This window comes from Candidatus Thiodiazotropha sp. AKAK3, from assembly GCF_058244645.1.
On sequence record NZ_JBSYOQ010000062.1, the window covers coordinates 39,577 to 62,331 of the forward strand.

The following is a 22,755-nucleotide window of genomic DNA, read 5'->3' on the forward strand; positions in this document are numbered from 1 at the left end:
CGTGACAGCAGAAAATATAATGAGCTTTCGGCTGAGAAAGCTCAGTCCGAATGATAAGGTGTGCGATGCTCTGCAGATAATGCATACCCATCAGATACGTAATCTCCCTGTGGTGGATGACGAAGGCCAGTTTATCGGTCTGTTCGGCATCCGCCGGATCATCTCACTGTTGCTACCGAAAGCGGCTCAGATTGACCACGGCCTGAAAGACTTGAGTTTTATGCCTGATGAGGTGGAAGAGTTATACAAGCGGCTGGGTGATATCGGGCAAAAACCAGTTACTGATTATCTTGAGAAAAAGAAAAAGTTGGTGTTTTGTAAACCATCTGCGACCTTTCCCGAGGTACTGGAATTGTTGGATCAAAATATGGATACCAGCTTGCCAGTGATTATTGTGAAAGGTAAAAATAGAAAGTTGGTTGGAATGATATCTTCTTGGGATGTACTGGATAAATTGGTCATGAATATGGTTTCAGGGAGTCAGGATGGAGAACTGCAACATATATGTGGAGATTCTGAGAAAGCAGAAGCAGAAGAGAACGTCGATAAAAGTTCCGAGAGTGAGACATAGTCGCTGATGCATGATTTAGAAAACGTTTCCCAGGTTGTTTTTGGATGGGACCCGTTGTGGGTCTCAACCATAATCTTTGTCGTCACCTATGCCGTCATTGTGACCGAGCAGATCAATCGTGCGATTGTTGCAGGGCTTGGTGCAGGACTGATGATTAGCCTTGGTGTATTGAATCAACAGCAGGCGATTGCTGGTGTGGACTTTAATACCCTGGGGCTGTTAACCGGCATGATGGTGATTGTGGCGATTACCCGGCGTTGTGGGGTTTTTCAGTTTGTCGCGGTCTGGTCGGCGAAGAAAGTGGAGGCGAGTCCCTGGGGTATCATGCTGATGTTGTCCGTGGTAACGGCATTTTTTTCAGCAATCCTCGACAATGTGACCACCGTCCTGTTGATTGCGCCGGTTACCCTGCTGATCACCGAAGAGTTGGATGTTAATCCCTATCCCTATTTGTTTGCCGAAATCTTCGCTTCCAATATTGGTGGAACGGCAACACTGATTGGTGACCCACCGAACATCATGATCGGTTCTGCTGTCGGCCTTAGCTTCAATGATTTTCTACTGAACCTTGGTCCGATTTCATTGTTGATTCTGGTTGTGATGCTGGTTCTATTTTACTTTCTATGGGGGAAGGATCTGCAGGCAACGGATGAGGCGCGTCATCGGATAATGCAGTTCAGAGAACGCGATGCCATTACAGATAGTCGCCTGCTGAAACAGTCACTGGTCGTATTATCCCTGGTCGTTACCGGTTTTGTATTTGCGCATCCACTACAGCTTGAACCTGCGACCATAGCTATGTTTGGTGCTGGTATGCTGATGTTTTTGGTGAATATTGGTAAAAAGGCAGAGGAGCAGACTGAAGATGTGCACCACTCATTTGGCGAAGTGGAATGGGTGACCATATTCTTCTTTATCGGTCTATTTATCGTAGTCAGCGGAATTGAGCATGCTGGTTTGCTGGGTATGCTGGCAAATTATGTTATTAGTCTGACTGGTGGCGACATGGCAGTGACAGCGATCTCGATTATCTGGGTGTCTGCCGTCGCCTCAGCCGTGGTCGATAATATCCCCTTTGTGGCGACCATGATCCCGATGATCGAATCGATGGCGTCAACCTTTGGTGGTGCTGAGAATCTTATGCCGTTGTGGTGGTCACTGGCCCTTGGGGCATGCCTGGGTGGCAATGGCTCTTTGATTGGTGCCAGTGCGAATCTGATTGTGGCTGGTTTTGCTGAACGGGCAGGTCATAGAATCCGCTTTTTGCCTTTCATGGCGATGGCTTTCCCATTGATGTTGCTGAGCGTTGCAATAGCAAGTATCTATCTCTATATTCGATATCTTTGATGCTGTCAGCCAATACTCTACGGCTGAGTGTCATAACACTTATGGTCTGATTAGTAATATGCTGGTAAGTGATGTCATGATTCAAACCAAGGTTGTCAAAAGCGGAATGCTCGTGCGTGATGTATTTGCGGAGTGTGGCCGTGCACATGTTCAGGCATTGCCGTTCATTGATAGTAAAGGAGCGATCAGCGGTCGGGTGACGTTGAAGAATATTATGGAATTTTCATGTCTGCCGGAACATATGGTGGATATGGCGCCACTTCTGGGTAGTTTTCTCTCCTGTGTGAATAATGCGGAGGAGAAGGTTAAGGAGGTGCTTTGTTCTTCAGTGGATAAGTATGTTCGTGATGCCGGCCGGTTTATCAATTCCGAAGCCCCTGCTATCAAGGCACTGGCATTTATGGAGAAGAACGATACCAGTTATCTCTTCGTTGTGGATGCAGGCCAATATATGGGTATTGTCACCATACAAGGTATCGCAGCACGGATGTCGGAGATGGCGGAGTGTCCACTGCCTGGCGCAAAGTCTGAGTAGTTTTTTATTGCTGACGAACTTTTGGCAGTCACATACTTCGGCTGAACATGGCTATTAAGGTGCTGGGTTAAAAACTTATAAGCCGGTTACTCGCTTTGTCCGTCGGATATCTACTCTTCTCGATTCTATAGTAGGCTTTGAGCAGATCCGGCTCCAATCCGATTCGCTCGCGGATCTGTGCGACTGGCATATCCATGTACTGATCATAATTTACCGCAGAAAGCGGTTGGCAATCCGAAATAAAGCCAAGTCTGGTGGCGTCCTTGAAGACCTCAATCTCTTCCTCGTTGAATTTATACGGCCCAGGGTAGAGATACTTTGCTGCGAGGGAAAAGAGTCGCTCCTCTGTGGAGCTGACTCGATTGGTACTGCCCATGGTAAAACCAATCACGAAAGCCTCATCCTTGGGTAGCATTCCCCGACCAAGTAACACATGGATGCAATCATGGGTTTCAAGATCAACAGCGCCATTGAAAAGATCGATACCCGGAATATCGAATTTAGGATTCTCTACCAATTGGATAATCAAAGGAATATCGTCCTGACCCGCCTTGAGATGGGATGATTCCTTCAATATCTGGCGTAATGTCTTACTCTCTTCACTGAGCGGTACTATCCAATCGCGCCAGCTTACTTCACTGTTTTTTACTTCGTTCATTACTCTCTCTCAACTCCTCTTCGGTCAGTGTCTGGTAGGCGTTGGGATGGGTCAAATTGAATGCCTTGGCATGTTGAAGATATTCCGGGTTGAACCCCTCTTCTCTCACTTGTTGTATCAGATCACCAAACTCAGTGCTATGTTTAACCGCAGTACTGCTCATGTAGCGGGGTAGTGCATGATCGGCAACCACCTTGGAACCGCGATTGATCTCCTGGCCATCACCACGATCGTCTCGATAGTATTGGGACAGTACCAGTAGACGGGTACCTAGAAAGGCTGCCTCTTCCAGATCATGGGTGATGAAAAAGATGGTCATCTGTTGTTCTTCCCAGAGCTCGATTAGAAACAGCTGCAGATCCTCACGTGTATCGGGGTCGAGCGCACCGAAGGGTTCATCCATCAGTAACAGTTTGGGCTTCATAATCAATGATTGTGCTATGGCGACCCGCTGTTGCATACCACCAGAGAGTTCATGGGGATACTTATGACCGTGGGCTTCCAGTCGTACCCGCTTCAGGTAGCTGCGGGCTTCCTCCTCAATCTGTTTGTTACTCAACTTGTCGGAGCCGGCCCGTCCGCCCAGACGCAAGCCCAGCGTGACGTTGTCGAGCACACTTAGATGGGGAAAGAGAGAGTATCGTTGGAAGACGATGCCACGCTTCTCATCGGGGGTGCTGATCGATTCTCCGTCAAGCAGAACCCGGCCCTCGCTCTGTTGCTCCTCACCCACCAGAATGCGCAGTAGAGTCGATTTACCGCAGCCGCTGGGACCGACGAGGGTACAAAGCTCACCCTGATCCACCGACAGGTCAATATTGTCTAGCACCAACTTGTTGCCGTAGCGCTTGTAGAGATCCTCGATAATAAGATAGCGATTGCTGGTGTTCATGATCTTAGAATTAATTCTCCTCCCCTACATGCCAAGGGAAGAAGCGTCGTTCGGCCATGCGTAACAACCAATCAAAGAGGAAACCGAGGAAGGTAATCCAGAGCACGTAGGGCAGAATGACGTCCATCGCCAGATAGCGACGCACCAAAAAGACCCGGTAACCCAGCCCCTCATCCGCGGCGATGGCTTCTGCGGCGATGAGAAAGAGCCAGGCCGCACCGAGCGAGAGGCGCACTGCGATCAGCAGTCTGGGCATCACCTGGGGCAGCATAATCCGATAGGCGATCTCCAGCTGGGAGGCACCCAGTGTCAACGCTTTGGTGATCTGCTCCCGAGGAATCTGCCTCACCGCCAAACGAATATCCCGGCTGATGAGCGGAAAGGTACCGATAAAGATCAGCATCACCTTGGCCAACTCATCGACACCAAAACTGATAAAGAGGACAGGCAGTATCGCCAGCGGCGGAATCATGGAGATGAATGTGAGAAAAGGGTTGAAACCACGGTCCAAACCAGGGAAAAGCCCCATATTGAGGCCAAGTAGCAAACCGGTCACCGCCGACATAGAGAGGCCGATAAGCAGCCTTTTCAAACTGGCTAGAGTATCCGCAACCATCAGGTATTTACCGTTTCGCTTATTCTCCTGGAAGGCCATGCGCTCTACTGCGTTGGTCATCTGACTGATACTCGGTAACAGCTTGTCGCTGGGATTCTCCCGGTGACGTATTTCAGATGCGGTAAGGTATACCCCGAGCATCAGAGCAAAAGGTAAAATCGCAAGCAGCCACTTCAGCCAACCTGTAGGCTTTGCATGGATCCCGAAAAGGTTGCTCATGTTGTTTCCAAGCCCATTATTATCTCCGCTACTGCTGAACCTTCATCCACTTGCTGCTAAAGCGCAGTTTGATATTGCCGTCATCACCCAGCAGTTTACCATCATCGAACTGGATGCCGACAAAATCGGGCGATTCGGCAGTGTCGCCATAAAGCCCCTTGGCGAAGGAGAATTGGCGGACATGTTCCATGGTCTCCATGGGTTTGCTGGAAGCGACAAAGGCGACTGCATCGGCGGGCTTGTAGAACATGGCAGTAGTTGCCAGCTGGGCTTTGAATTCGGCCAAAGTGGCACCTGAGGCTGTGGCCATATATTCCATGGCCTGTTCAGCGGCAGCATCCTTCCCGGTAATCACAGCCAGGGTCTCGTACCAAGCACCACTCAGTGCCAACTTAAGACTATCTGGTGCATTGCTGCGCACTACCATCAGGTCGATGATCTCACCTGGAATATTGGAAGAGTCGAATACCAGTTTCGCCCCCTCAGCGTTGCGCGCCTGCATCAGTGGTGGATTCCAAGTTACAGCAGCACCGTTCTTATCGGAGACAAACAGTGCGGCGATGTCGGCATCACTGGTATTGACCAGCTTGACATCACGCTCGGAGAGGCCGTTCATGTCGAGTGCTCTGGCCAGTAAATAGTGAGAGACAGACAGCTCGACCAGATTGACGGTACGACCCTTGAGATCAGCCACTGTATTGCCACCCTTTATCACAATCCCGTCGTTGCCGTTGGAGAAGTCACCGACCACCACCGCTTCGCTGTCGATACCACCTACTGCCGGGATGGTCAGCGCATCCATATTGGTCATGGCGCAGGCGTCAAATTTACCGGCAGTATAGAGATTGATCGACTCGATATAGTCATTCACCAGCGTCAGCTCGATATCGATGTCATATTTATCAGCCCACTTTTTCAGAATGCCGGCATGATTGGCATAACCCCATGGTTCCCAACCGGTGTAGTGGGACCAGGCGACTCGAAAACTCTCCTTGGCTTGCAGCGAGTAGGGCGCCAGCACCATCAGGGCCAGCAACAGGGGCAGTACTCGTTTAATCATCTTCATCTCCTATTCAATGATTTCCAGTGGGAAGTCACCCATGGTCTCTTCCGCATTTTCGATCTTCCGGATCTGCTCCTCGGACTCTTTCGACAGCTTATCCATTTCGAGAATATTGGCGGCCATCTCAGGCAGTGCTTTCTGCCGGTAGCTACTGATATCATCCAGGGCGGTTTTGATATCGGCGAAGGCCTGTTTCAGGACTTCCACCTTGATTTGAGAACTGGAGGCCTGCTTTTGAATTTGTGCCCCTTGTGTCTTCAAGCGTTCCGCCGTTGAGGCTATAAGATTCTCGGTGGTGGTGTTGATCGCCTCCACCTTCTCCAGCACGATACGCTGATTGGCCAATGCCATGGCCAGGGTCGCCCCGACCTGCAGCGCGCTGACCGTGGTATTGAGCGCCCGATTCACACCCCGCATCAGCTCCTTGTTGTTGCGGATGATCATCTCGGTAGTTAGGAAACCCTGCTGATTTACCAACAACTGCTGTTGCAGGTCCTGGGTACGCTGACGCAGGGGGAAGAGCACCTCTTCGGAGAAAAACCTATGTCGTGGATCGTCCTGCAGGATTTCGGTATCAAGTCTGTTCTGCAGTTGTCGGTCGATCAGCTGAGCCAGTTGGATGGTGCGATCCAGCTTGTGGGTCAGCTCGCGCATGGCCTGCTGATCGGCAGTCAGCGTCACATTGTCCCGTTTGAGCTGCTCCCGTCCTGCTTCCAGTGAGTTAATAATGGCATCAATGGTGGTAGTAGCACTCTCGAAGCGGGAAAAGTAGCGTTTGACTGGGGTACCCACACCTGGGATGTAACCCAACACGCGGGTCACCCAGCCTGCCTCGAGGTTGATCTGGGCTGGGTCGAGATCCTCGACCTGCATTTTCAGATCGATCAGCGAACTGGCAACCGTACTGCCCTCTTCGCTGTCCTTCATCATTTTTGACAAGGGCTGCTTAAGCATGGCGCTGCGTCGAGCGGCCTCTCTCTGCAGATTCATGCCGATAGTTTCAACTGCCGCCTTCACTTGCTCCTGACCAGCATTGTCGTTGAGATCGGTGGAGATGATGCGTGCCACCACATCCTCCGCCTGGGCCTCGAGTTTGCTGTCCACGTCGCTGCCTGTATCCTGCGGTACGGCAAATGGATCCTTGAGATCCAGCTCCGTCTTTAGTCGTTCCTTATCTGCGAAGACCAATTCGTTGTCCTGTCCGCTCATGGATTAACTTCCTCCTCAGCATAGTCGCGCTGATTGTAACACGCCCCCATTGCGGGCAATTTAAATGTCTGTGCTGGATATGCCCGACAGATCATTCAGCTATCGGTTTCGTAATCGCCACTGCGGAGCGCCAGCTCTTCAAGTTCCAACATCGCCTCTTCTATATCCATAGTGGCCCGCCGGTCACCCAGATTGAGGGGAGCGATTGCTGCCATCACTTCATCCAGCTTGGTCATCGCCGTCTCATTCTGCGCCAACAGGGAAGCAATCTGCTCGTTCTGTTGCAACATCAGCGCCTGACGCTGGGAGAGTGCCTCCATCTCCTGCTTCTCGGCGGCATCGACCTCTCCGTCGCGAACGATCTTATCGACCCGTCGCTGGATATGCGAAAGATTAATTGCGTTCAGACCCCGCCGGATATGGGCGACAATGTTCAAGTTGTCGAGCCCCCCCAAATAGAGCTGTTCAGCCATGCCCAAGTAGCGTCCAAAGGTTAGCTCAGACGGTTCCAGCTTGCGTCGTAGCAGAGTGTCAAAGGTCTCGTATTTTTGCTTGAGGCGCTTAAGTTGTTCATACCCGTCGGTTTCACCGACCTCTTTCAGTTCCGCCTCCAGGGAGGCAAGGGAGGCGTGGGTTCGTCGCTCCAGTATCTCATGTAGTTTGCTGACATAATCGTTGGCATGATGTTCCCGGCGCAGGGTATTGTCTAGAATCCAGGCAAAGAGTCCGATACCGCCTCCAATCAGGGCAGGTAATAAGGGTGTACCCAGCAGCAGGGCCGAGAGACCACCCAATAAGCCTGCCGCCAGTGGGTAGAGCACATAGGGCTTCTGCGCTGTGGTAGTGACTACCTGGCGGGTGATGGCGCGGCGGGAGAAGTCGGGCAGGGAGCGGCTGTTTTTTTGCGCTTTCTTAAACTCTCCCGGCATCAGCGGCCTCCGCTCAACAGCGAAACCTCAACCCGTGGCAGACGGTAGGAATAGGCTCGGTTCGACTCTCCCGGTTGCCTGGGCAGGGGTTTAGATGCCCCATAGCCGATCGCTCGCAAGCGGTCATCGTCGATACTATAGGTTACCTTTAGATAACGGGTGACTGCCTCGGCCCTGGAGAGTGAGAGCTTGAGATTCTGTTGCGGCTCTCCAGCCAGGCCAGTATGACCCTCGACCAGGATGCGAAAGCTGGGATAACGGCGTAACCGCTCCACGATCAGGTCGATGGTTCGTTTCCCCTCCAGATCGAGCAGCCCGGTGCCACGCCGAAAGCTGATCGGCTCCACCTTGAGGGTACCCACCCGGCGCATCGCCGCCCAGGCCTCATCGCTGAGCGGTTTGAAATCGCTGCTGAGGGAGTTTTCCCGGGAAACGCTGGCGCCGTTGGGGTAGGTCTGCTGATAGAGATACTGAATGAACTGCTTGCTGGTCAACCGGTAGGGATCGTCTCCTGGCACCGGCGAATGGTCAAAATCCCCATTCTCCACCAATACCTGGGCAGCTGCCTGAATCGCCTCGATAAGACCGTCATTACCGAATGTCTGACGTTGCAGCACATCAAACCAGAGGGTGCCATTCTCAGCCAACCCGGCCCAGGCCACCCCCTCCAACATGGGATCGACCTGATTCCTCTTCAGATCCGTCTCGTCAAGGATATCCTGAATCAATGTGCCCCGGCTGGCACTATAGCTCTCAAGTGTTTTGAACCAGGCATCCAGCAGGGCCTGAACCGCGTCCGCGTCCTGAGAGACCTGACGCCGACCGGCGATCAGGATGTCGACGATCAGTTTATCGGTATCCTCTGTACCGACCAACTTAACCATGCCCCTCTTGGCCAGTGCTCTGGAGACATCAGGCTCCCAGAGTACGGCTGCATCAACCTTATTATTGAGTAGCTGATCCAGGGCGGCGGCGGAACCGTCGCTTGGGGACTGCCACTTGTCATTGCCACGGTTGTAAAGACCGAGATCGAAATGGGCGTTCACGGACTTCAGCAGATGCTCACTCGGAGAAGCCGGAGTGAAAGCAATCTTCAAACCTTTGCTTTGGGTGAGGGCGTTGAGGTCGGCGATCCGCTCGCTGCGGGCGATGATGGCATCACCCCCCTTGGACTCGTCAATGACGGCGACGATGACCCCCGGGTAACCTCTGTTGGAGCCGTTCAACAGCCAGGAGTCGACTGTGGCGACAGCAAAATCAAGTTTGCCATCCGCCAACTTGTCAAATCGTTCAGCGTAGTTCGCCGCATCATCGATACACTGCAGGGTATAGCCGTGGCTGCGTAGATTGCGCCTCATCTCTGGTGAACAGAGGGGAAAGTAGCCGATCCAGTTGTCGACACCGATACGCAATACCCCACGGGTGGCGGCGGCATCTGAGGTGGAGCGCTGTTGCAAGGCGGTCCAGTAGGGCAGCAACAGCCGCAGTGCCCCAATGACCACTACGCCCACAACCAGTAGGCCAAGAAAGATCTTGAGGTGTTTGTTCATGCCCGCTCTATGCCTCCGTTACCCAGCCGACAGGCCGCTCATTCAAAACTGGAGACAGTGAAAGCTGGGGACTCCGCCAACACGTCCTGCAGACCCTGTCGCAGGGCCTGCACGTTGTCTGCTGCCTGATAGGAGAGATAGCGGGGCTGGTTGAGCACATGCTGCCTGCCGATGCAAAAGCCGATGGTGTGCACATCGACAGGTGATTCGGTGAGGATCCTCTTAATGATCTTGTCTGGATACTCCCCTTCGCTGGCCTCGCCGTCGGTAATCACCACCAGGTGATACTCTCCGTAGCCAAGCTGTATCGAAGCCTGTCGGTTTAGGGCCTCATATCCGCGGGTGATCGCCGTCGCCAGAGGCGTGTTGCCACCAACCACCATACGCCGAGAAAGGCCACCGATTGCCATGGGATTCTGTCTGCCGATGGGTAGCAACTCAGTGAAGCGCCCACCGTCAAAGGACATTACACCCAGATTCGCCTGCTGCGGCAGTCCCTCGGCAAAAGCCGACAAGGCGTCTATGGCCGCACTCAATCGGGAGGCATGGCCGGTGGCGCAGACATCACTCTTCATACTGCCTGAGTCATCAAGGATGACATAGTAATTTTTTGCAAGCTTGTCCTGCTGATCCTGTACGCTGGTGTCGGCCAGTTTGGGCCAGTCATCTCGCACTGCGTTGAGTCCGTAGGAGTTCAGTTCGACTTTGTCGAGACCGCTAGGGACTGGCGCCTGATTTGCCACGGTATTTGTTGGGCTGTTCTCTTCAGAAAAATAGATGTAAGCCAGTACGGCAGCGGCAACAATCAGAGTGCCGCCCCAGTTTCCCTTTTTCTTTGTTGCCATTGATATTGTCCCTTGGCTAGCGGATTAGAGTGGATTGAAGACCGAGGATTCCGCCTCGACCTGGAGGATGCGAAACTCAACACGCATGTTGTCGCGCCACTCCTTCTCTGTCTTCGGTGGGCAGGGATCCTGACCACAGACGCCATTCCTGGGTTTGGAGATGCCGTGACCCACCACCGCAAACTGACTTGGGTCGAGGGTGATACCCTTCTGCCCCGCATAGTGAGTGATATTGTCGCGTACCGCCATGGCGCGTGAGAGGCTGAGGTTCTTCGCCGCCTGCTTGACCCTGCCGAGTACGATGGAGGACTCACCAGACTTTTTCTTGCGCAGATAACCCAGGGGATCGCTGTTGCCCTCCACTGTGATCAGGGCGCCGCCATAGGTGGAGGAAAACTGAATCACCTTATCGAAGGCACTCTGATAGAGGTCGACTGCGAAGGTATTCTGATTCGGCTCAAAGAAAATCTCGAAGGAGAAGAGCTCACCCTCCTGCAGTGTTCCCTGCTGCTGCTTGCGGGCAATCACCGAGGTCACCTGGGAGCTATCGAAACGGGGCGACTCACTGCGATCAGTAAACCGCAGTTTCTGTTTAAAAAGGTTGTAGTCCCATCCCGCCTGAGCAAGATTCACACGCCCGTTCAACAGGCCCAAGCCTATCAGGCTGGTCTGAATCTCAGAGGAGAGCTGCTCCAGGGAACGAGGATAGTTGGGGTTGGCGAAGAAATCCGTATTACCCTTCCACTCCACAAACTGACAGTCACCATAGAGACCCTCTGCATCGGCCAGAGCCAGCGAGCTGTCGAGCAGTAACTCGGCGGATGTGGTGAAGGTCTTCTTGTAGCCGCTACTGCCTTTACTGGCAGCCAATTCACGCAGCTCTTCGGCCCCCTGCATCAGTCCGCCGACAAAGGCCTCCACCTGTTTACGGTGCTGTTTGAAATAGTCACTACGTACCACATAGACGTCAGAGATCACCCGGTTAGCGGTTCGTGTGGAGAGCAGAATCCGGGCGCCACGTACAGATCCTTCCGCACCGGTACCGACGGTACCTCCCGAGGTCAGCAGCATGGCATCCGGCGTGATGGCGAAGGCTGCGTCCACTTCTCCTGTCTGCATCGCTGCCATCGGGGTGTTGTCGGTGCCGGTCAGGTCGGGATACCACTTCAGTTTGACATCCTTCAGGCTCAATCCAGCATCAGCCAACAGCCGGCTCATGTAGTAGACATGGGGGCCGTAGGCCTGCACACCGATGGTCTTACCCTTGAGGTCAGCGGCGGTGCGGATCTTACTGTTGACCGCCAGAGCATCGCCGCCAGCGGACCAGGTTAGCTGATAGACCACTACTGGCTTGGTGCGGGGATCGGCTGCAAGCAGTTCACTGGCCATATTGATCATGCCCAAGGTGCCGCGCAGATAGGGCGACTCACCTCGCATATAGGACTTGACCTGGTTGGCGAAGACATCCTCTCGAACCAGTTCGAAACTAAGCCCGGCCTTGGCAAAGATACTGCCTTGGCGAGTCTTGCGAGCATCGCCGTTTGCCAGAATGGTGGCAATATCGCCCCCCCAAGTGATTAAAGGCAGTTTGATGGTCGATCCTGCCCGGATGTCACCTACAGGAGTCCCTGCAAGTTGCTTTTTCATCGCCTCGAATCTGACCGTTTGCGGTGCAGCGAGCAGCGGCAGGCTCAGCATGAGCGAGAGACAGGTCATTAGCGCAAGCATTTTCTTCATTATCGAATCCCTGAAGTGACGCAACAAGATGGCCTGCAATCCGTCTCTATTTCGGTTCAAGGTTGAACCAACGCAGAGGAGCGGATAGATTGGCCGGACTGAACTGGCATTGTAATGATCTAAACCAACGCAGACAAACCTCGACCCAAATGAGCGACTTACAGGACATAGAACTGATTATCAGTTCCGGAACATCTCTACTCTTCATTGAAACCGACGACGAAAAGCAGGTTGAAGCCCTGTTCGAACGTCTCGCCACCCGGCTGGGACGACAGCTTTGGCGTTGGTCCGTCGCGAGCGGCCTGAAGAACTTGCATAACAATCAGACCAGCCATCTCGCCATACGGGAACCTTCCAAGGTTCTTGGAGAGGTGGCAGGCCGCACAGTGAGCGCTATCTACCTGTTGATGGATATTCATCACTGGCTCGACGATCCTCTGACTCTGCGACAGCTCAAAGAGATCGCTCTCGGCAACCCCAACCAAGCCCTTGTTCTGGTCAGTCATGCCGCCGAGATACCCGACGAGTTACGTTCCCTTGCCGCCAAATTCCAGCTCTCTCTGCCTGGCCGGGAAGCCCTGGAAGAGCTTCTGCAGGAAGAGAGCCAGGCCTGGGGCCGACAAAACAAGCGCAGCGTCAAGGCGCGGCAGGAAGTGGTCGACACCCTACTGGGCAACCTCACCGGGCTCACCCTCAATGATGCGAGGCAGCTGATTCGCAACGCTATCTACGACGATGGCATGCTCACCGAGCAGGATCTGGACACACTGGCGAAGACAAAATACCGGCTACTCGATGGCGAAGGGGTGCTCTCCCTGGAGCTCGACACCGCCAAATTCAACCATGTGGCCGGTCTGCATAACATGAAACGCTGGCTCGAGCAGCGGCGGGGTGTTTTCCTCGCGGAGCAGCCTCCGGTGGGACTCGACCCCCCCAAGGGAGTGCTGCTACTGGGGGTGCAGGGAGGTGGCAAGAGCCTGGCAGCCAAGTCGGTCGCCGGCAGCTGGGGCGTACCCCTGCTGCGTCTCGATTTCGGCACCCTTTACAACAAGTACTATGGTGAGACCGAGCGCAATCTACGCGACTCCCTGCGGACAGCCGAGTCGATGTCACCCTGTGTGATGTGGATCGACGAGATCGAAAAAGGTATCTCGGGTGACGGTGACAGCGGCCCCTCCAAGCGCGTGCTCGGCACCCTGCTCACCTGGATGGCAGAGCGAAAATCCCGGGTCTTCCTGGTCGCCACGGCCAACGATATCGAGATGCTGCCGCCGGAGCTGCTGCGCAAAGGACGTTTCGATGAGATCTTCTTTGTCGATCTGCCGGACGCAGCGGTGCGCGAGGAGATCTTTCGCATCCATCTGGATATACGTGGACAGGACCCTGCCGCCTTTGATCTTACTCTGCTACAGGCTGCCAGCGAGGGGTTCGCCGGGGCTGAGATTGAACAGGCGGTGGTGGCCGCCCTCTACGCCTCACACGCCACCAAGGAGCCGCTAGATACAGATCTTATTCTGCAAGAGATCAAACAGACCAAGCCTCTCTCGATATTGATGGCGGAGAAGATCGCCTATCTGAGAAGCTGGGCGGCAAACCGCACCGTGCCAGCCTAGAGACCTGAAACGTTCAACTGATTTTTTTAGGTTCAAGATTTGCATGAATTCAGATATGAATATGTATGGTGGTCTGTCGCTTAAAACTACCTGATCATGGGGATGGTTCAGGGAAAACAGAATCTCTAATCAATGCTCTCTTCCTGTTGTGACTCACTGAATGTTAAAGCCCTGTAGCACGCATCTGCTGCGTTGTGATGCTTGAGAATGGAACAAACATTCTGTTTCAGGTCACGCAGAGGTTCCCTTAACTTGTGATTAGTGTCTAACCATGTTGGACAATGACAAGATATCATATTGGATGCTAATGAATAGCAACTGCAAATAGATTTGCGGTTTAGGGAACTCTTTAACATATTTGTTCGTACATGATCATTTATAGATTTCCTTGGTAACTACTATTATCAGGCTGGAACATTGCAATGGAAATTCTACCTAAGAGGATCTATGAGACTCTAAAAGATAAAGGCGTTTCATCAATATGGCATGCAGATAGTGTTGAGAATACATGCCTTTTCCTTAAGCATCGCTGCTTGATGTCACGTGACTATATTGAAAAACTTGATTCACAAAGGACGATGCTGAAGCCAAGTCATAGCAGTAATAGTTATAGCGATAGGAATGATATATTTGCTGATTCCTTGGATATACACAAAAGTGCTAACAAAGCACATAGTCACGGTCCTGTGTTATTCGAGCTTGATATAGAAATCATCAAAAACACATTTACAGGAAAGGTCTGGGTTACAAAAAGCAATCCTATGGAATGGGACAATAGTACTCACCATGAGAATAGATGGTTTGTCTCTGCCAATGACTTGGAGAGTAATTTTTCATACGGGAGCTTTGATCATATGGTGGTTTTTCGCCATTGCGCTGGAAAATTACCACTTCTTAGCTATCTGAACAGGGTTGTAATCGATGATCCGAAGCTGCAAACAGATCAACACCAGGTAGATTATTTCAGTATGGCTTACGGTGCGATAAAGCTTTCCATGAGAGAAGGTGGCTTTGATGTTCCAGTTGAAAGGAGAGCATGTAACAAAGGCTGCGATTGTTTAAATAACTATAAAGGCGGGGTTGTGCGCCTGGATGGAATGTTTAATCTTTAAGTGGCCCCGGTTATTTATATGGGCACAAGCAGTTAATAGAGGTGCCCATATGTCGGTTTTTTATCGGGTGCCCTTTACATCATGCACCATACTTCTTAAGACGATAGGCTATCTGCGGTCGGGTAAGGCCGAGCATGCGACCAGCGGAAGCAAGATTACCCCTCGCCCGATCAACTGCCCTGTCGAGTAAACTGTTTTCCAGCAATGCCAGAGGTATGTTCTGGTCTAACAGTTGATCCAGCATTTGATCAAGGGGCAGGCCAGCTGTCTGTGGGGTAGGGGAGTCTGTGGTCTGTCTGCTTTCTGCTGTGATTGCTGAAGAGGAGTCGATGTTGATGCCTGGAAATAGGTTTGGAAGATCGATATGAGTGTCGTTGGTGGCAATGATCACGCCACGCTCTATGATGTTCTCCAGCTCACGGATATTACCTGGCCAGTTATAGTTCCTGAGGGAGTGTAGTGCCCGCTCGGTAATGCCAGGGATGCGCTTACCATGCAGCGCCGTGTACTTCTCTAGGAAACGGTTGACCAGGGCTGGTATATCCTCATCGCGCTCCCGTAAAGCGGGGATCAGAATAGGGAAGATGTTAAGGCGATAGTAGAGGTCTGCGCGGAACTTACCTTCGTCCACGGCCTGTTGGAGTTCGACATTGGTGGCCGCTATCAGTCTCACATTCACTTTTCGGGTTCGGCTGTCGCCGATGCGCTCAAACTCCCCCTCTTGCAGTACCCGCAGCAATTTGACCTGGGCGGCGGGGGAGAGTTCTCCCACCTCGTCGAGAAAAAGTGTGCCGCCGTGGGCTCGCTCGAAGCGTCCTGGTCTTGAGTGTTGAGCGCCGGTATAGGCTCCCTTTTCGACACCGAAGAGCTCAGACTCGATCAGCGACTCTGGAATTGCTGCGCAGTTGATGGCGATGAAGTTGCGTTCTGCGCGGGAGCTGATGCCGTGTAGTGCGCGGGCGAACATCTCCTTGCCGACACCAGTCTCACCAAGCAGCAATACCGTAACATTGCTCTCCCCGGCCTTCTTCAGCATTTCGCAGGTCTTCAGAAAGGCTGGAGCACTGCCTACCATGTCTCCGGGGGCTGTCTCCTCATCCAGCGAGTAGCGGAGATGTGCCACCTCCTCCTGCAGCTTCAGTAGTTGATCTGCAATATGGTCGGGATTGAAGTATTTGAGATCTCCTTCCACGTCGCCATCCCAGTCGTCGATCGGTTTGCCCACGTTGCGGCAATGACGATCTCCCATGCCGCAGCACTCAGGTTCGCGGTAGAGGATGAAGCGACCGACAATCTCACTGGTGTAGCCAGTGGCGTAGCCGACCTGGGTCCAGCAGACCGATTCGGTATGTACGCCAAACTGTTCGATGTGTACATCCGCCTCGTAGGAGTTCTCCCAGATCAGGTCGCCGAAATATTTACCATTGGTGATGTCGATGTCGATTTTGATGGGAGAGACTTTGACGATACCCTCCAGCATATGGAGCTTGGGGCCCATCAGCATCAGCTCTTCGTCGGAGGCGTTTGGCATCATTTTGCGCGCGAGTTTGGCATCGCGAACCCCGGAAGCATAACCCAACCGTGTGAGTAGTCCCCGTGCCCGTTCGATGCCCAGAGTCTCAATTAACTCTTTACGCAGGGAGCCCATGGCGCCAACGTGGAGCATGATCATGCGTTGGTCACTCAGTAGTATGCGACCCTCCTCCAGGGAGAGGTTCAGTTCAGAGGGGAGATCGAATTGGGAGCTCAGGTCGATTTTGATGGTCATAGGGTCGCCTCGGGCCTAGGAGATTTTCCAAACTGATTATTTGGTGAGATAAAGATATCACGATATCGTTAGAAAGTTATCATATGATCACAATATCTTCTTTTGTTTCAGTGTAGTCATAAAATAACAGTATAAAATAACGATTGAAAATATAAATATCGATATTAATTGCAATAACAACATTATATAAGGGTTATCCCTTAAAATAGTTATCATTTGATAACATATAGCGTTCAAAACACCACTTTTTCATTGACCTTTGTTGCTGGTCACCCTTTCAGTCCTGCACGCTCAGCCATCCTCTCTATCCCGTCTGGCACAGATTCTGCTCTAAGCCATTCAAGGTCTGCTCACTCACCGAACGGGTGGTAAGTGGCTGGAAATACCGACTATGTATACAACATTCAACGAAAGGGGGTGCGATGCAACACCGGATCATCATCGAAAATTCTACCGAAACCTATCCCTGCTCAGAGTGCCAGACCCTGTTGCAGGGGATGGAGAAACTGGGCCGACGAGGCATACCCGCCGGTTGTCGGGGTGGTGGATGCGGTGTCTGCAGAGTCCAGGTGAACTCAGGAACATTTCTAAAGCGAAAGATGAGTCGCAGTGTAATCAGCGAGGCTGACGAATCGAATCAGATTGTGCTGGCTTGCCGCTGCATTCCCACCAGTAATCTGTCGATCACTGTGGTGGGAAAAATGGAGAAGTCCCTGAGACCGGATTTAGCAATCGATCCCGAAGATGAAGTGTGTATTAGCAGTGTCGGCTGATGGCCTTGAGACAGGCTCAATAACTATACGATTTTCACAAAAGCAGAGAGGATTTCAATATGGCATTTAAAGGCGTACTCCGTCCTGGACTGATACAGATTCGCGTACTGGATATGGACGAAGCGATCAATCATTACCAGAATATTTTGGGACTCAACATCGTCAGCAAAGAGGCTGATGGCCGGATCTGTCTCAAAGGCTGGGACGAATTTGATCACCATAGCGTGGTGCTGCGTCAGGCTGAGAGCGCCGGACTGGACTATGTTGCTTTCAAAGTCGACAGTGATGATTATCTGAAGCAGATTGAACCCAAAATTGTTGCCTGGGGTCTCGAGGTGGATCATGTACCTGCAGGCGAACAGCCGGGATTCGGACCACGTATCGGCTTCACGTTACCGACTGGACATCGCATCGAGCTCTATCATCAGGTTGAATTGTCTGATGATCATCCCGGTATCAATAACCCGGACATCTATCCCCGTCGTCCTGAGGGTATGGGTGCCAGCCGTTTCGATCATCTACTCTGTTACGGCCCCAACATCGGCAAAGCGCGGGAGTTCTTCTGTGACGTGCTCGACTTCTATCAGCCTGAGAAGGTCGATATGCCTGAGGGCGATGACTCTCTGGCTATCTGGCTCACTGCCAGCAACAAGGCACACGACATTGCATTTGTAGAGCACGAGGAGGCTGGCAAGCTGCACCATGTTGCCTTTCTGCTACAGGATTGGAATGAAGTGGGCGCTGCTGCTGATATCATCTCCATCAACGACGTCTCCCTCGATATTGGGCCGACCCGTCACGGTATCACCCGCGGTCAGACCATCTACTTCTTCGATCCCTCTGGCAATCGTAATGAGGTCTATTGTGGTGGCTACACTGCCTATCCTGATCATCCGGTGCGAACCTGGGACTTTGATCAAGTCGGCAAGGGTATCTTCTATTATGAGCGCACTCTCAATGACCGCTTCCTTACAGTTCTAACCTAAAGCGCTACAGTCATTGGGCTGCAGATCAAATGGCCGGCGGCTGTCAAAATGGTAGCCGCCTGCTTTTTGTCAGTGTTAACAGGCCCTAGTATGAGACGGTAGAGTCTCAACCGTAAACGTAAACAGTGATCCTTATTCAATAATCATTTAAAGAGGTCAACCCATGCCATTGATTCAGGCAACTATCATGGAAGGTCGAACACAGGAGCAAAAGGAGGCCTTCTATCAGGGTATCACCCAGGTCGTGGTGGATACGCTCAAGGTCAAACCGGAGCAGGTCCGGGTCATAATCCAGGAGGTGCCGAAAACCCACTGGGCCATCGCTGGAATTTCAGTGGCTGAGCGAGATGCTAAGCCCTAGACTCCTTATCCTATGCGCTTTTTAATCCTTGGTGCCGGCGGCATCGGCGCCTACTATGGCGCACGTCTTCTGACTGCCGGTCACGAAGTGGTGTTCGTTGCCAGAGGAGATCATCTGACGGCGCTTCGTGGTAATGGCCTGTCGGTGAGCCACCCGGAGTTCAACTTCGACGGGGCGGTGGATGCAATCGACCAGCGTGCCCTGCTCGAAGATTGTCAGGCCAACGATTTTGATCTGCTCATACTGACTGTTAAAGCGGGCGCAACAGAAGCAGTGATGGCTGAGCTCGAGCCCTGGCTCGCCAGTGCCGACACAGCGGTGTTGTCACTACAGAACGGCGTAGATAACGAGATCATCATAGCCTCCCATATTGGCAGTGAGCGGACAGTGGGTGGACTCGCAGTACGCATTGGCGGCCATATCGTCACGCCTGGTGTCGTCGAAGCCACCGGAGTGGCGCAAGTGGTGATGGGGGCGTGGAAGCAAGCGGAGGATCATCCGCGCTTGCAAAAGGATTTGGAAAAAGTGGCCGATTGTTTTAACCAGGCCGATATCCCCACCACTCTGAGCGAATCGATACAGAAGGCGTTGTGGCAGAAGCTATTGATCAACAACGGGGTCAATCCACTGAGTGCCCTGACAGGCCTCGACACACGAAGTCTGACAGCCCATCCTGTACTGACCCGTACCGTCTATCAGTTGATGGAGGAGGTGGCAACTGCCGCATCCGCTGATGGTGTTTATCTGACGAAGTCTGATATCGACGAGATGTATCAGCTGATCTGTCAGTTTGATGCCATCAAGACCTCCATGCTGGTAGACCGGGAGAAGGGAAGGCCGTTAGAGTTGGATGCCATCAGCGGGGTGGTCGTGGCTCGTTGCCTAAAGCTGGGGAGAGAGGCGCCGATGACCGCATTGATCTACACACTGTTGGAGAATCAGTTGACAGCCGATAGGGAAAGTTGAAGGGTGCAGTGACCCTTGCATCGGTGAATCACAATCATCTCAGGTCGGTCTGCTTGTTGTTGAGTGAGCAAAGAGATTGCCACTGATTGCATATCTCTACCGCTATCAATGGTTCCCACGCCAAACGATGCTGTAAAATCATCTCTTGCTCCCTTTTTCAGCCTAATTTCATCAGCGTCTATCAGTCGCTCATGCACGATGAAGGGTTTGACCAGGATTCACAACTCCCTGAAGGATAGGTCTGTTGGGGAATACCTGCTTCGTATTCGGCCACACCTCCCAGCTGGGCAAGTTTGGCACGGATCTCATCACCAACGAAGCGTTGAGGTATAGAGGGCGTACGATGCTCTCTGTGCTCTTTTTCATCTATCCATTTTGCGGCAATATCGAATGCCTCGACAAAATCAGGTTGTCTATCCAGGGCATGTTTGAAATAGGCTGTGCCAAAATCGGTAAACTCACTCTTGGCACCGCAACCGAATGATTTTCTGTCCTTGGCTGCGGCTGTAATGATCAGTGTCTGAGGTGTGCGCAAGGGTTCGATGAATCCCCCGGAGTAGCAGCTTGATACCACTATTACACGCCAACGAATGCCTGCATCATCCAGAGCCTGACGTACCTGCGTGGGGGTCAAGTCGTCCAGTGGAACAGGGCCAAAACTGACTGAAAATTTATGCTGCTTACTGCCGTGTGAGGTCATGAAAAGAAACAGCACATCCTCGTCAGGGTCAATGATCTTGCCTACCACATTTAAGCTGTCGGCCAGATTGTGACGGTTTGCCAGGGGGTAGCGATCCAGGGTGTCTATATTGTTTACCAGCACCATCGATCGTCCGGAGGTGTCAAAGCGTCGATCGAAAAGATCACGTACATACTCTACCTCATTGAGAAAGACCTTCTCCAGGCCATATCCTCCCACTACCATTAAGTAGAGATCGGGTATTCCTGGCCGTTGGGGCATCAAATCATTCAATGCGCTATCAACCAGTGAGTATTGATTATAGAAAAGATCCTCAACACTATTAACCCGGCGACTAAGTATGTTGTCTTCAGGGTTTCAAGCCTGCCCTTGATCAAGGCGCGGCTCGCAGGCAATGGTTGTTCCCTTGTCAAGAGCCGCAACACAGAGCAAGGGCAGGCTTGAAACCCCTAACAATATGATTTTTTAAAAGACAGGCCGAAGTGTGCCTGCCTGCAGACTGCGTTATCAAAACTTGCTGTAGAAGTGCTACAGCGGCGTTTTGATGCCTTGCCGCAGGCAGGCACACTTCGGCTGAAGACAACATACTTAGTCGCCGGGTTAATAAGATCATTTAGCTTTGAATAGATGTTCTCACTCTGTGTGGGCTCATCGCTATACCAGAGTAGGCTATATGGCAGAATCCAAGAGCTTGAAATGGAGAGTAACAGACTCAAGACAGCCAGATAGGCCGCCTTGCTAAAGGCCTCCATCAGGATGATTCGCAACAGGCGAAAAACAATGAAGAGGTGCCAGATGAGCAGTAGTAACAGCAGGCTGCCGCCTCCTACTGGATGGTTATAATAGAGTTGTTCGGGTAGTGTGAAGAGATGGAAGACAACTGTAATGAGCGGCATTGAAGCCAGGAAGGCCAACAGCAGCCTGCCTGTGTCGGTGGAGTCAGCTCTTGCCAGTCTGGCCATTAACATCAGGATCAACAGATCAAACAGATAGGTGGCGCCCAGGTAGTTCAGGCCATATGTGGAGAATAGCGCCGGTTTTTCCGCTGCCAGGTAAGGGATTATGATTTCGAGGCAGAGCAGTAGGGCCAAGAGCCAAAACCCCTGGTCGATGGAGTAGACGAAATTATTCCGTGCTACTTTCTGCCCAGTGGCAAGGCGCAATCCTGCTTTGAGATTGATGGTTACTGCGATAAGTTGTTTTAGAATAGAATTTACATCCATGGTTGCTCTCTGTATTCCCTTTAGTATCACAACAGGCATCGGCAGCAGGATGAAAATCCTGAGTTCTTTATTAGGGCTGATACAATTAGTGTTAACAGACCCTGGTAAAGGGTAATTCACTGCATATTATACGGAGTAACTGACAAGGACGAGAAGAAGAATGCAGAATAAGAATTGTCTAGCTCAATATTGCGAAAATAGTATTCTTGAGATCCCTAAAGCGCTCTTTGATATGCGGGATGTCAAGCCGATACTACATTGCGATGAGTCTTCGGTGTTCTACAAAGATCTAGATAGGGATCTGATCAATATTGAGTTCCATACCAGTGTTCCCTGTTTGGTATATATCAAGTCAGGTAAGGAGACTATTACTACAAGTGATAATGAATCGTACAACATTGGTCCGGGTGAAGCTGTTTTTTTACCTAAAGGATTGAACTTATACTCAGACTATATACATGAAGAGGATGGTCTAAAGGCGTATCTGGTTTTCTTTGGATCGGAAGTGTTATCCAGGTTCTTGTCCCATGGTCCTATGAATTCATTGTCAATATCAAATCAAGATGCCATTTTAAAAGTAGAGATTGATAATGTTGTGGCGGAGTATTTTGTCTCACTACATTCGATTTATGGTTCATTAAATAATTTACCTCATATAGGGGAGATTAAACTTTTAGAGTTGTTGTATCTACTTGATATTCATGATGACGGAAACCTGAAAAAAAGTTTAATAGCTGTTCAAAGAGGCAGGGCTAAGCGAAACATAAAGCGTTTGATGGATCAATATGCCTTATCAGGTCAGAGTGCTTCAGAGCTGGCGGCGCTATCTGGGCGTAGTATCTCCACCTTTAATCGTGAGTTTAAGGCGCTTTATGGTACGACCCCAAAACAGTGGTTGATTGAGCAGCGTATCTCCCATGCCCATGCATTACTAGCAAAACAGTGGTCTGTAACTGCAACAGCTATAGAGGTCGGTTATTCAAATGTTTCACATTTTATTTCTGCATTCAAAAAAATGTATGGCATGACACCACAACAGATGAAAGACATAAGATGAACAGAAAACCGTATTTATGACCGTT

22 protein-coding genes are annotated in these 22,755 nt (G+C 51.6%); 10 read left to right on the top strand and 12 right to left on the bottom strand.

Annotation, left to right across the window (positions count from 1 at the left end; translation table 11 throughout):
- Positions 1 to 19 precede the first annotated feature (19 nt).
- The 3 genes from AC4IE7_RS15720 (at position 20) to AC4IE7_RS15730 (ending at position 2,453) form a co-directional block, all read left to right on the top strand.
- Positions 20 to 571: a CBS domain-containing protein gene (locus AC4IE7_RS15720; RefSeq protein WP_490777806.1), complete on the top strand. Its 552-nt coding sequence runs from the start codon at positions 20 to 22 to the stop codon at positions 569 to 571.
- Positions 572 to 577: 6 nt separating this feature from the next.
- The gene (locus AC4IE7_RS15725) at positions 578 to 1,918 is read left to right on the top strand and encodes an ArsB/NhaD family transporter (RefSeq protein WP_490777807.1); all 1,341 of its coding nucleotides are present in this window, start codon (positions 578 to 580) and stop codon (positions 1,916 to 1,918) included.
- Between the two features lie 76 nt (positions 1,919 to 1,994).
- Positions 1,995 to 2,453: a CBS domain-containing protein gene (locus AC4IE7_RS15730; RefSeq protein WP_490777808.1), complete on the top strand. Its 459-nt coding sequence runs from the start codon at positions 1,995 to 1,997 to the stop codon at positions 2,451 to 2,453.
- Positions 2,454 to 2,520: 67 nt separating this feature from the next.
- On the opposite strand, the gene AC4IE7_RS15735 is transcribed toward AC4IE7_RS15730, so the two are convergent.
- The 9 genes from AC4IE7_RS15735 to AC4IE7_RS15775 form a co-directional block, all read right to left on the bottom strand.
- Complete coding sequence (locus tag AC4IE7_RS15735; RefSeq protein ID WP_490777809.1) at positions 2,521 to 3,111, bottom strand: hypothetical protein; 591 nt, start codon at positions 3,109 to 3,111, stop codon at positions 2,521 to 2,523.
- Positions 3,089 to 4,003, bottom strand: a complete 915-nt coding sequence (locus tag AC4IE7_RS15740) for an ABC transporter ATP-binding protein (protein ID WP_490777810.1) — start codon at positions 4,001 to 4,003, stop codon at positions 3,089 to 3,091. The genes AC4IE7_RS15735 and AC4IE7_RS15740 overlap by 23 nt, the downstream gene beginning before the upstream one ends.
- Positions 4,004 to 4,013: 10 nt before the next feature.
- Positions 4,014 to 4,838: an ABC transporter permease gene (locus tag AC4IE7_RS15745; RefSeq protein WP_490777811.1), complete on the bottom strand. Its 825-nt coding sequence runs from the start codon at positions 4,836 to 4,838 to the stop codon at positions 4,014 to 4,016.
- A gap of 28 nt (positions 4,839 to 4,866) precedes the next feature.
- Positions 4,867 to 5,898: a putative urea ABC transporter substrate-binding protein gene (locus AC4IE7_RS15750; protein WP_490777812.1), complete on the bottom strand. Its 1,032-nt coding sequence runs from the start codon at positions 5,896 to 5,898 to the stop codon at positions 4,867 to 4,869.
- 9 nt (positions 5,899 to 5,907) lie between these two features.
- The gene (locus AC4IE7_RS15755; protein WP_490777813.1) at positions 5,908 to 7,110 is read right to left on the bottom strand and encodes a toxic anion resistance protein; all 1,203 of its coding nucleotides are present in this window, start codon (positions 7,108 to 7,110) and stop codon (positions 5,908 to 5,910) included.
- Positions 7,111 to 7,205: 95 nt separating this feature from the next.
- Positions 7,206 to 8,039: a hypothetical protein gene (locus AC4IE7_RS15760; protein ID WP_490777814.1), complete on the bottom strand. Its 834-nt coding sequence runs from the start codon at positions 8,037 to 8,039 to the stop codon at positions 7,206 to 7,208.
- A complete protein-coding gene (locus tag AC4IE7_RS15765; RefSeq protein ID WP_490777815.1) occupies positions 8,039 to 9,589 on the bottom strand; it encodes an OmpA family protein in 1,551 nt (516 codons plus the stop codon). The genes AC4IE7_RS15760 and AC4IE7_RS15765 overlap by 1 nt, the downstream gene beginning before the upstream one ends.
- Before the next feature lie 38 nt (positions 9,590 to 9,627).
- On the bottom strand, positions 9,628 to 10,434 hold the full coding sequence (locus tag AC4IE7_RS15770) for a vWA domain-containing protein (protein ID WP_490777816.1): 807 nt from the start codon (positions 10,432 to 10,434) through the stop codon (positions 9,628 to 9,630).
- A 24-nt stretch (positions 10,435 to 10,458) separates the two neighbouring features.
- Positions 10,459 to 12,171, bottom strand: coding sequence for an ABC transporter substrate-binding protein (locus tag AC4IE7_RS15775; RefSeq protein ID WP_490777817.1), 1,713 nt, complete (start codon positions 12,169 to 12,171; stop codon positions 10,459 to 10,461).
- Between the two features lie 89 nt (positions 12,172 to 12,260).
- Here AC4IE7_RS15775 and AC4IE7_RS15780 point away from each other — a divergent pair, with 89 nt between their 5' ends.
- On the top strand, positions 12,261 to 13,784 hold the full coding sequence (locus AC4IE7_RS15780) for an AAA family ATPase (RefSeq protein WP_490777818.1): 1,524 nt from the start codon (positions 12,261 to 12,263) through the stop codon (positions 13,782 to 13,784).
- 422 nt (positions 13,785 to 14,206) lie between these two features.
- Positions 14,207 to 14,896 carry a hypothetical protein gene (locus tag AC4IE7_RS15785; protein ID WP_490777819.1) on the top strand — a complete coding sequence of 230 codons (690 nt, stop codon included), beginning with the start codon at positions 14,207 to 14,209 and terminating at the stop codon, positions 14,894 to 14,896.
- Positions 14,897 to 14,975: 79 nt separating this feature from the next.
- Here the strand turns inward: AC4IE7_RS15785 and AC4IE7_RS15790 are convergent, their stop codons facing one another.
- The gene (locus AC4IE7_RS15790; RefSeq protein WP_490777820.1) at positions 14,976 to 16,664 is read right to left on the bottom strand and encodes a sigma 54-interacting transcriptional regulator; all 1,689 of its coding nucleotides are present in this window, start codon (positions 16,662 to 16,664) and stop codon (positions 14,976 to 14,978) included.
- A gap of 422 nt (positions 16,665 to 17,086) precedes the next feature.
- Here AC4IE7_RS15790 and AC4IE7_RS15795 point away from each other — a divergent pair, with 422 nt between their 5' ends.
- The 4 genes from AC4IE7_RS15795 (at position 17,087) to AC4IE7_RS15810 (ending at position 19,750) form a co-directional block, all read left to right on the top strand.
- On the top strand, positions 17,087 to 17,437 hold the full coding sequence (locus AC4IE7_RS15795; RefSeq protein WP_490777821.1) for a 2Fe-2S iron-sulfur cluster-binding protein: 351 nt from the start codon (positions 17,087 to 17,089) through the stop codon (positions 17,435 to 17,437).
- A 59-nt stretch (positions 17,438 to 17,496) separates the two neighbouring features.
- The gene (locus AC4IE7_RS15800; RefSeq protein ID WP_490777822.1) at positions 17,497 to 18,423 is read left to right on the top strand and encodes a catechol 2,3-dioxygenase; all 927 of its coding nucleotides are present in this window, start codon (positions 17,497 to 17,499) and stop codon (positions 18,421 to 18,423) included.
- A gap of 163 nt (positions 18,424 to 18,586) precedes the next feature.
- Positions 18,587 to 18,784 (top strand): tautomerase family protein, encoded by a 198-nt coding sequence (locus AC4IE7_RS15805; RefSeq protein ID WP_490777823.1) that lies wholly within the window; start codon positions 18,587 to 18,589, stop codon positions 18,782 to 18,784.
- A gap of 12 nt (positions 18,785 to 18,796) precedes the next feature.
- Complete coding sequence (locus AC4IE7_RS15810) at positions 18,797 to 19,750, top strand: ketopantoate reductase family protein (RefSeq protein ID WP_490777824.1); 954 nt, start codon at positions 18,797 to 18,799, stop codon at positions 19,748 to 19,750.
- A gap of 181 nt (positions 19,751 to 19,931) precedes the next feature.
- Here AC4IE7_RS15810 and AC4IE7_RS15815 read toward each other — a convergent pair whose 3' ends face one another.
- Both AC4IE7_RS15815 and AC4IE7_RS15820 read right to left on the bottom strand, forming a co-directional pair.
- Positions 19,932 to 20,711, bottom strand: coding sequence for a C13 family peptidase (locus AC4IE7_RS15815; protein ID WP_490777825.1), 780 nt, complete (start codon positions 20,709 to 20,711; stop codon positions 19,932 to 19,934).
- Positions 20,712 to 20,899: 188 nt separating this feature from the next.
- The gene (locus tag AC4IE7_RS15820) at positions 20,900 to 21,673 is read right to left on the bottom strand and encodes a hypothetical protein (RefSeq protein WP_490777826.1); all 774 of its coding nucleotides are present in this window, start codon (positions 21,671 to 21,673) and stop codon (positions 20,900 to 20,902) included.
- A 160-nt stretch (positions 21,674 to 21,833) separates the two neighbouring features.
- On the opposite strand from AC4IE7_RS15820, the gene AC4IE7_RS15825 reads away from it, so the two are divergent.
- Positions 21,834 to 22,730 carry an AraC family transcriptional regulator gene (locus tag AC4IE7_RS15825; protein ID WP_490777827.1) on the top strand — a complete coding sequence of 299 codons (897 nt, stop codon included), beginning with the start codon at positions 21,834 to 21,836 and terminating at the stop codon, positions 22,728 to 22,730.
- The last annotated feature ends 25 nt before the right edge of the window (positions 22,731 to 22,755 follow it).

Excerpts from the sequence above, each read along its gene's own strand:
- AC4IE7_RS15760 (WP_490777814.1), bottom strand. The coding sequence starts at position 8,039 with ATGCCGGGAGAGTTTAAGAAAGCGCAAAAAAACAGCCGCTCCCTGCCC.
- AC4IE7_RS15825 (WP_490777827.1), top strand. The coding sequence starts at position 21,834 with ATGCAGAATAAGAATTGTCTAGCTCAATATTGCGAAAATAGTATTCTT.
- AC4IE7_RS15775 (WP_490777817.1), bottom strand. The coding sequence starts at position 12,171 with ATGAAGAAAATGCTTGCGCTAATGACCTGTCTCTCGCTCATGCTGAGC.
- AC4IE7_RS15770 (WP_490777816.1), bottom strand. The coding sequence starts at position 10,434 with ATGGCAACAAAGAAAAAGGGAAACTGGGGCGGCACTCTGATTGTTGCC.
- AC4IE7_RS15820 (WP_490777826.1), bottom strand. The coding sequence starts at position 21,673 with ATGGATGTAAATTCTATTCTAAAACAACTTATCGCAGTAACCATCAAT.
- AC4IE7_RS15765 (WP_490777815.1), bottom strand. The coding sequence starts at position 9,589 with ATGAACAAACACCTCAAGATCTTTCTTGGCCTACTGGTTGTGGGCGTA.
- AC4IE7_RS15800 (WP_490777822.1), top strand. The coding sequence starts at position 17,497 with ATGGCATTTAAAGGCGTACTCCGTCCTGGACTGATACAGATTCGCGTA.
- AC4IE7_RS15815 (WP_490777825.1), bottom strand. The coding sequence starts at position 20,711 with ATGCCCCAACGGCCAGGAATACCCGATCTCTACTTAATGGTAGTGGGA.
- AC4IE7_RS15785 (WP_490777819.1), top strand. The coding sequence starts at position 14,207 with ATGGAAATTCTACCTAAGAGGATCTATGAGACTCTAAAAGATAAAGGC.
- AC4IE7_RS15750 (WP_490777812.1), bottom strand. The coding sequence starts at position 5,898 with ATGATTAAACGAGTACTGCCCCTGTTGCTGGCCCTGATGGTGCTGGCG.
- AC4IE7_RS15790 (WP_490777820.1), bottom strand. The coding sequence starts at position 16,664 with ATGACCATCAAAATCGACCTGAGCTCCCAATTCGATCTCCCCTCTGAA.
- AC4IE7_RS15810 (WP_490777824.1), top strand. The coding sequence starts at position 18,797 with ATGCGCTTTTTAATCCTTGGTGCCGGCGGCATCGGCGCCTACTATGGC.
- AC4IE7_RS15740 (WP_490777810.1), bottom strand. The coding sequence starts at position 4,003 with ATGAACACCAGCAATCGCTATCTTATTATCGAGGATCTCTACAAGCGC.
- AC4IE7_RS15720 (WP_490777806.1), top strand. The coding sequence starts at position 20 with ATGAGCTTTCGGCTGAGAAAGCTCAGTCCGAATGATAAGGTGTGCGAT.
- AC4IE7_RS15755 (WP_490777813.1), bottom strand. The coding sequence starts at position 7,110 with ATGAGCGGACAGGACAACGAATTGGTCTTCGCAGATAAGGAACGACTA.
- AC4IE7_RS15805 (WP_490777823.1), top strand. The coding sequence starts at position 18,587 with ATGCCATTGATTCAGGCAACTATCATGGAAGGTCGAACACAGGAGCAA.
- AC4IE7_RS15745 (WP_490777811.1), bottom strand. The coding sequence starts at position 4,838 with ATGAGCAACCTTTTCGGGATCCATGCAAAGCCTACAGGTTGGCTGAAG.
- AC4IE7_RS15725 (WP_490777807.1), top strand. The coding sequence starts at position 578 with ATGCATGATTTAGAAAACGTTTCCCAGGTTGTTTTTGGATGGGACCCG.
- AC4IE7_RS15735 (WP_490777809.1), bottom strand. The coding sequence starts at position 3,111 with ATGAACGAAGTAAAAAACAGTGAAGTAAGCTGGCGCGATTGGATAGTA.
- AC4IE7_RS15730 (WP_490777808.1), top strand. The coding sequence starts at position 1,995 with ATGATTCAAACCAAGGTTGTCAAAAGCGGAATGCTCGTGCGTGATGTA.
- AC4IE7_RS15795 (WP_490777821.1), top strand. The coding sequence starts at position 17,087 with ATGCAACACCGGATCATCATCGAAAATTCTACCGAAACCTATCCCTGC.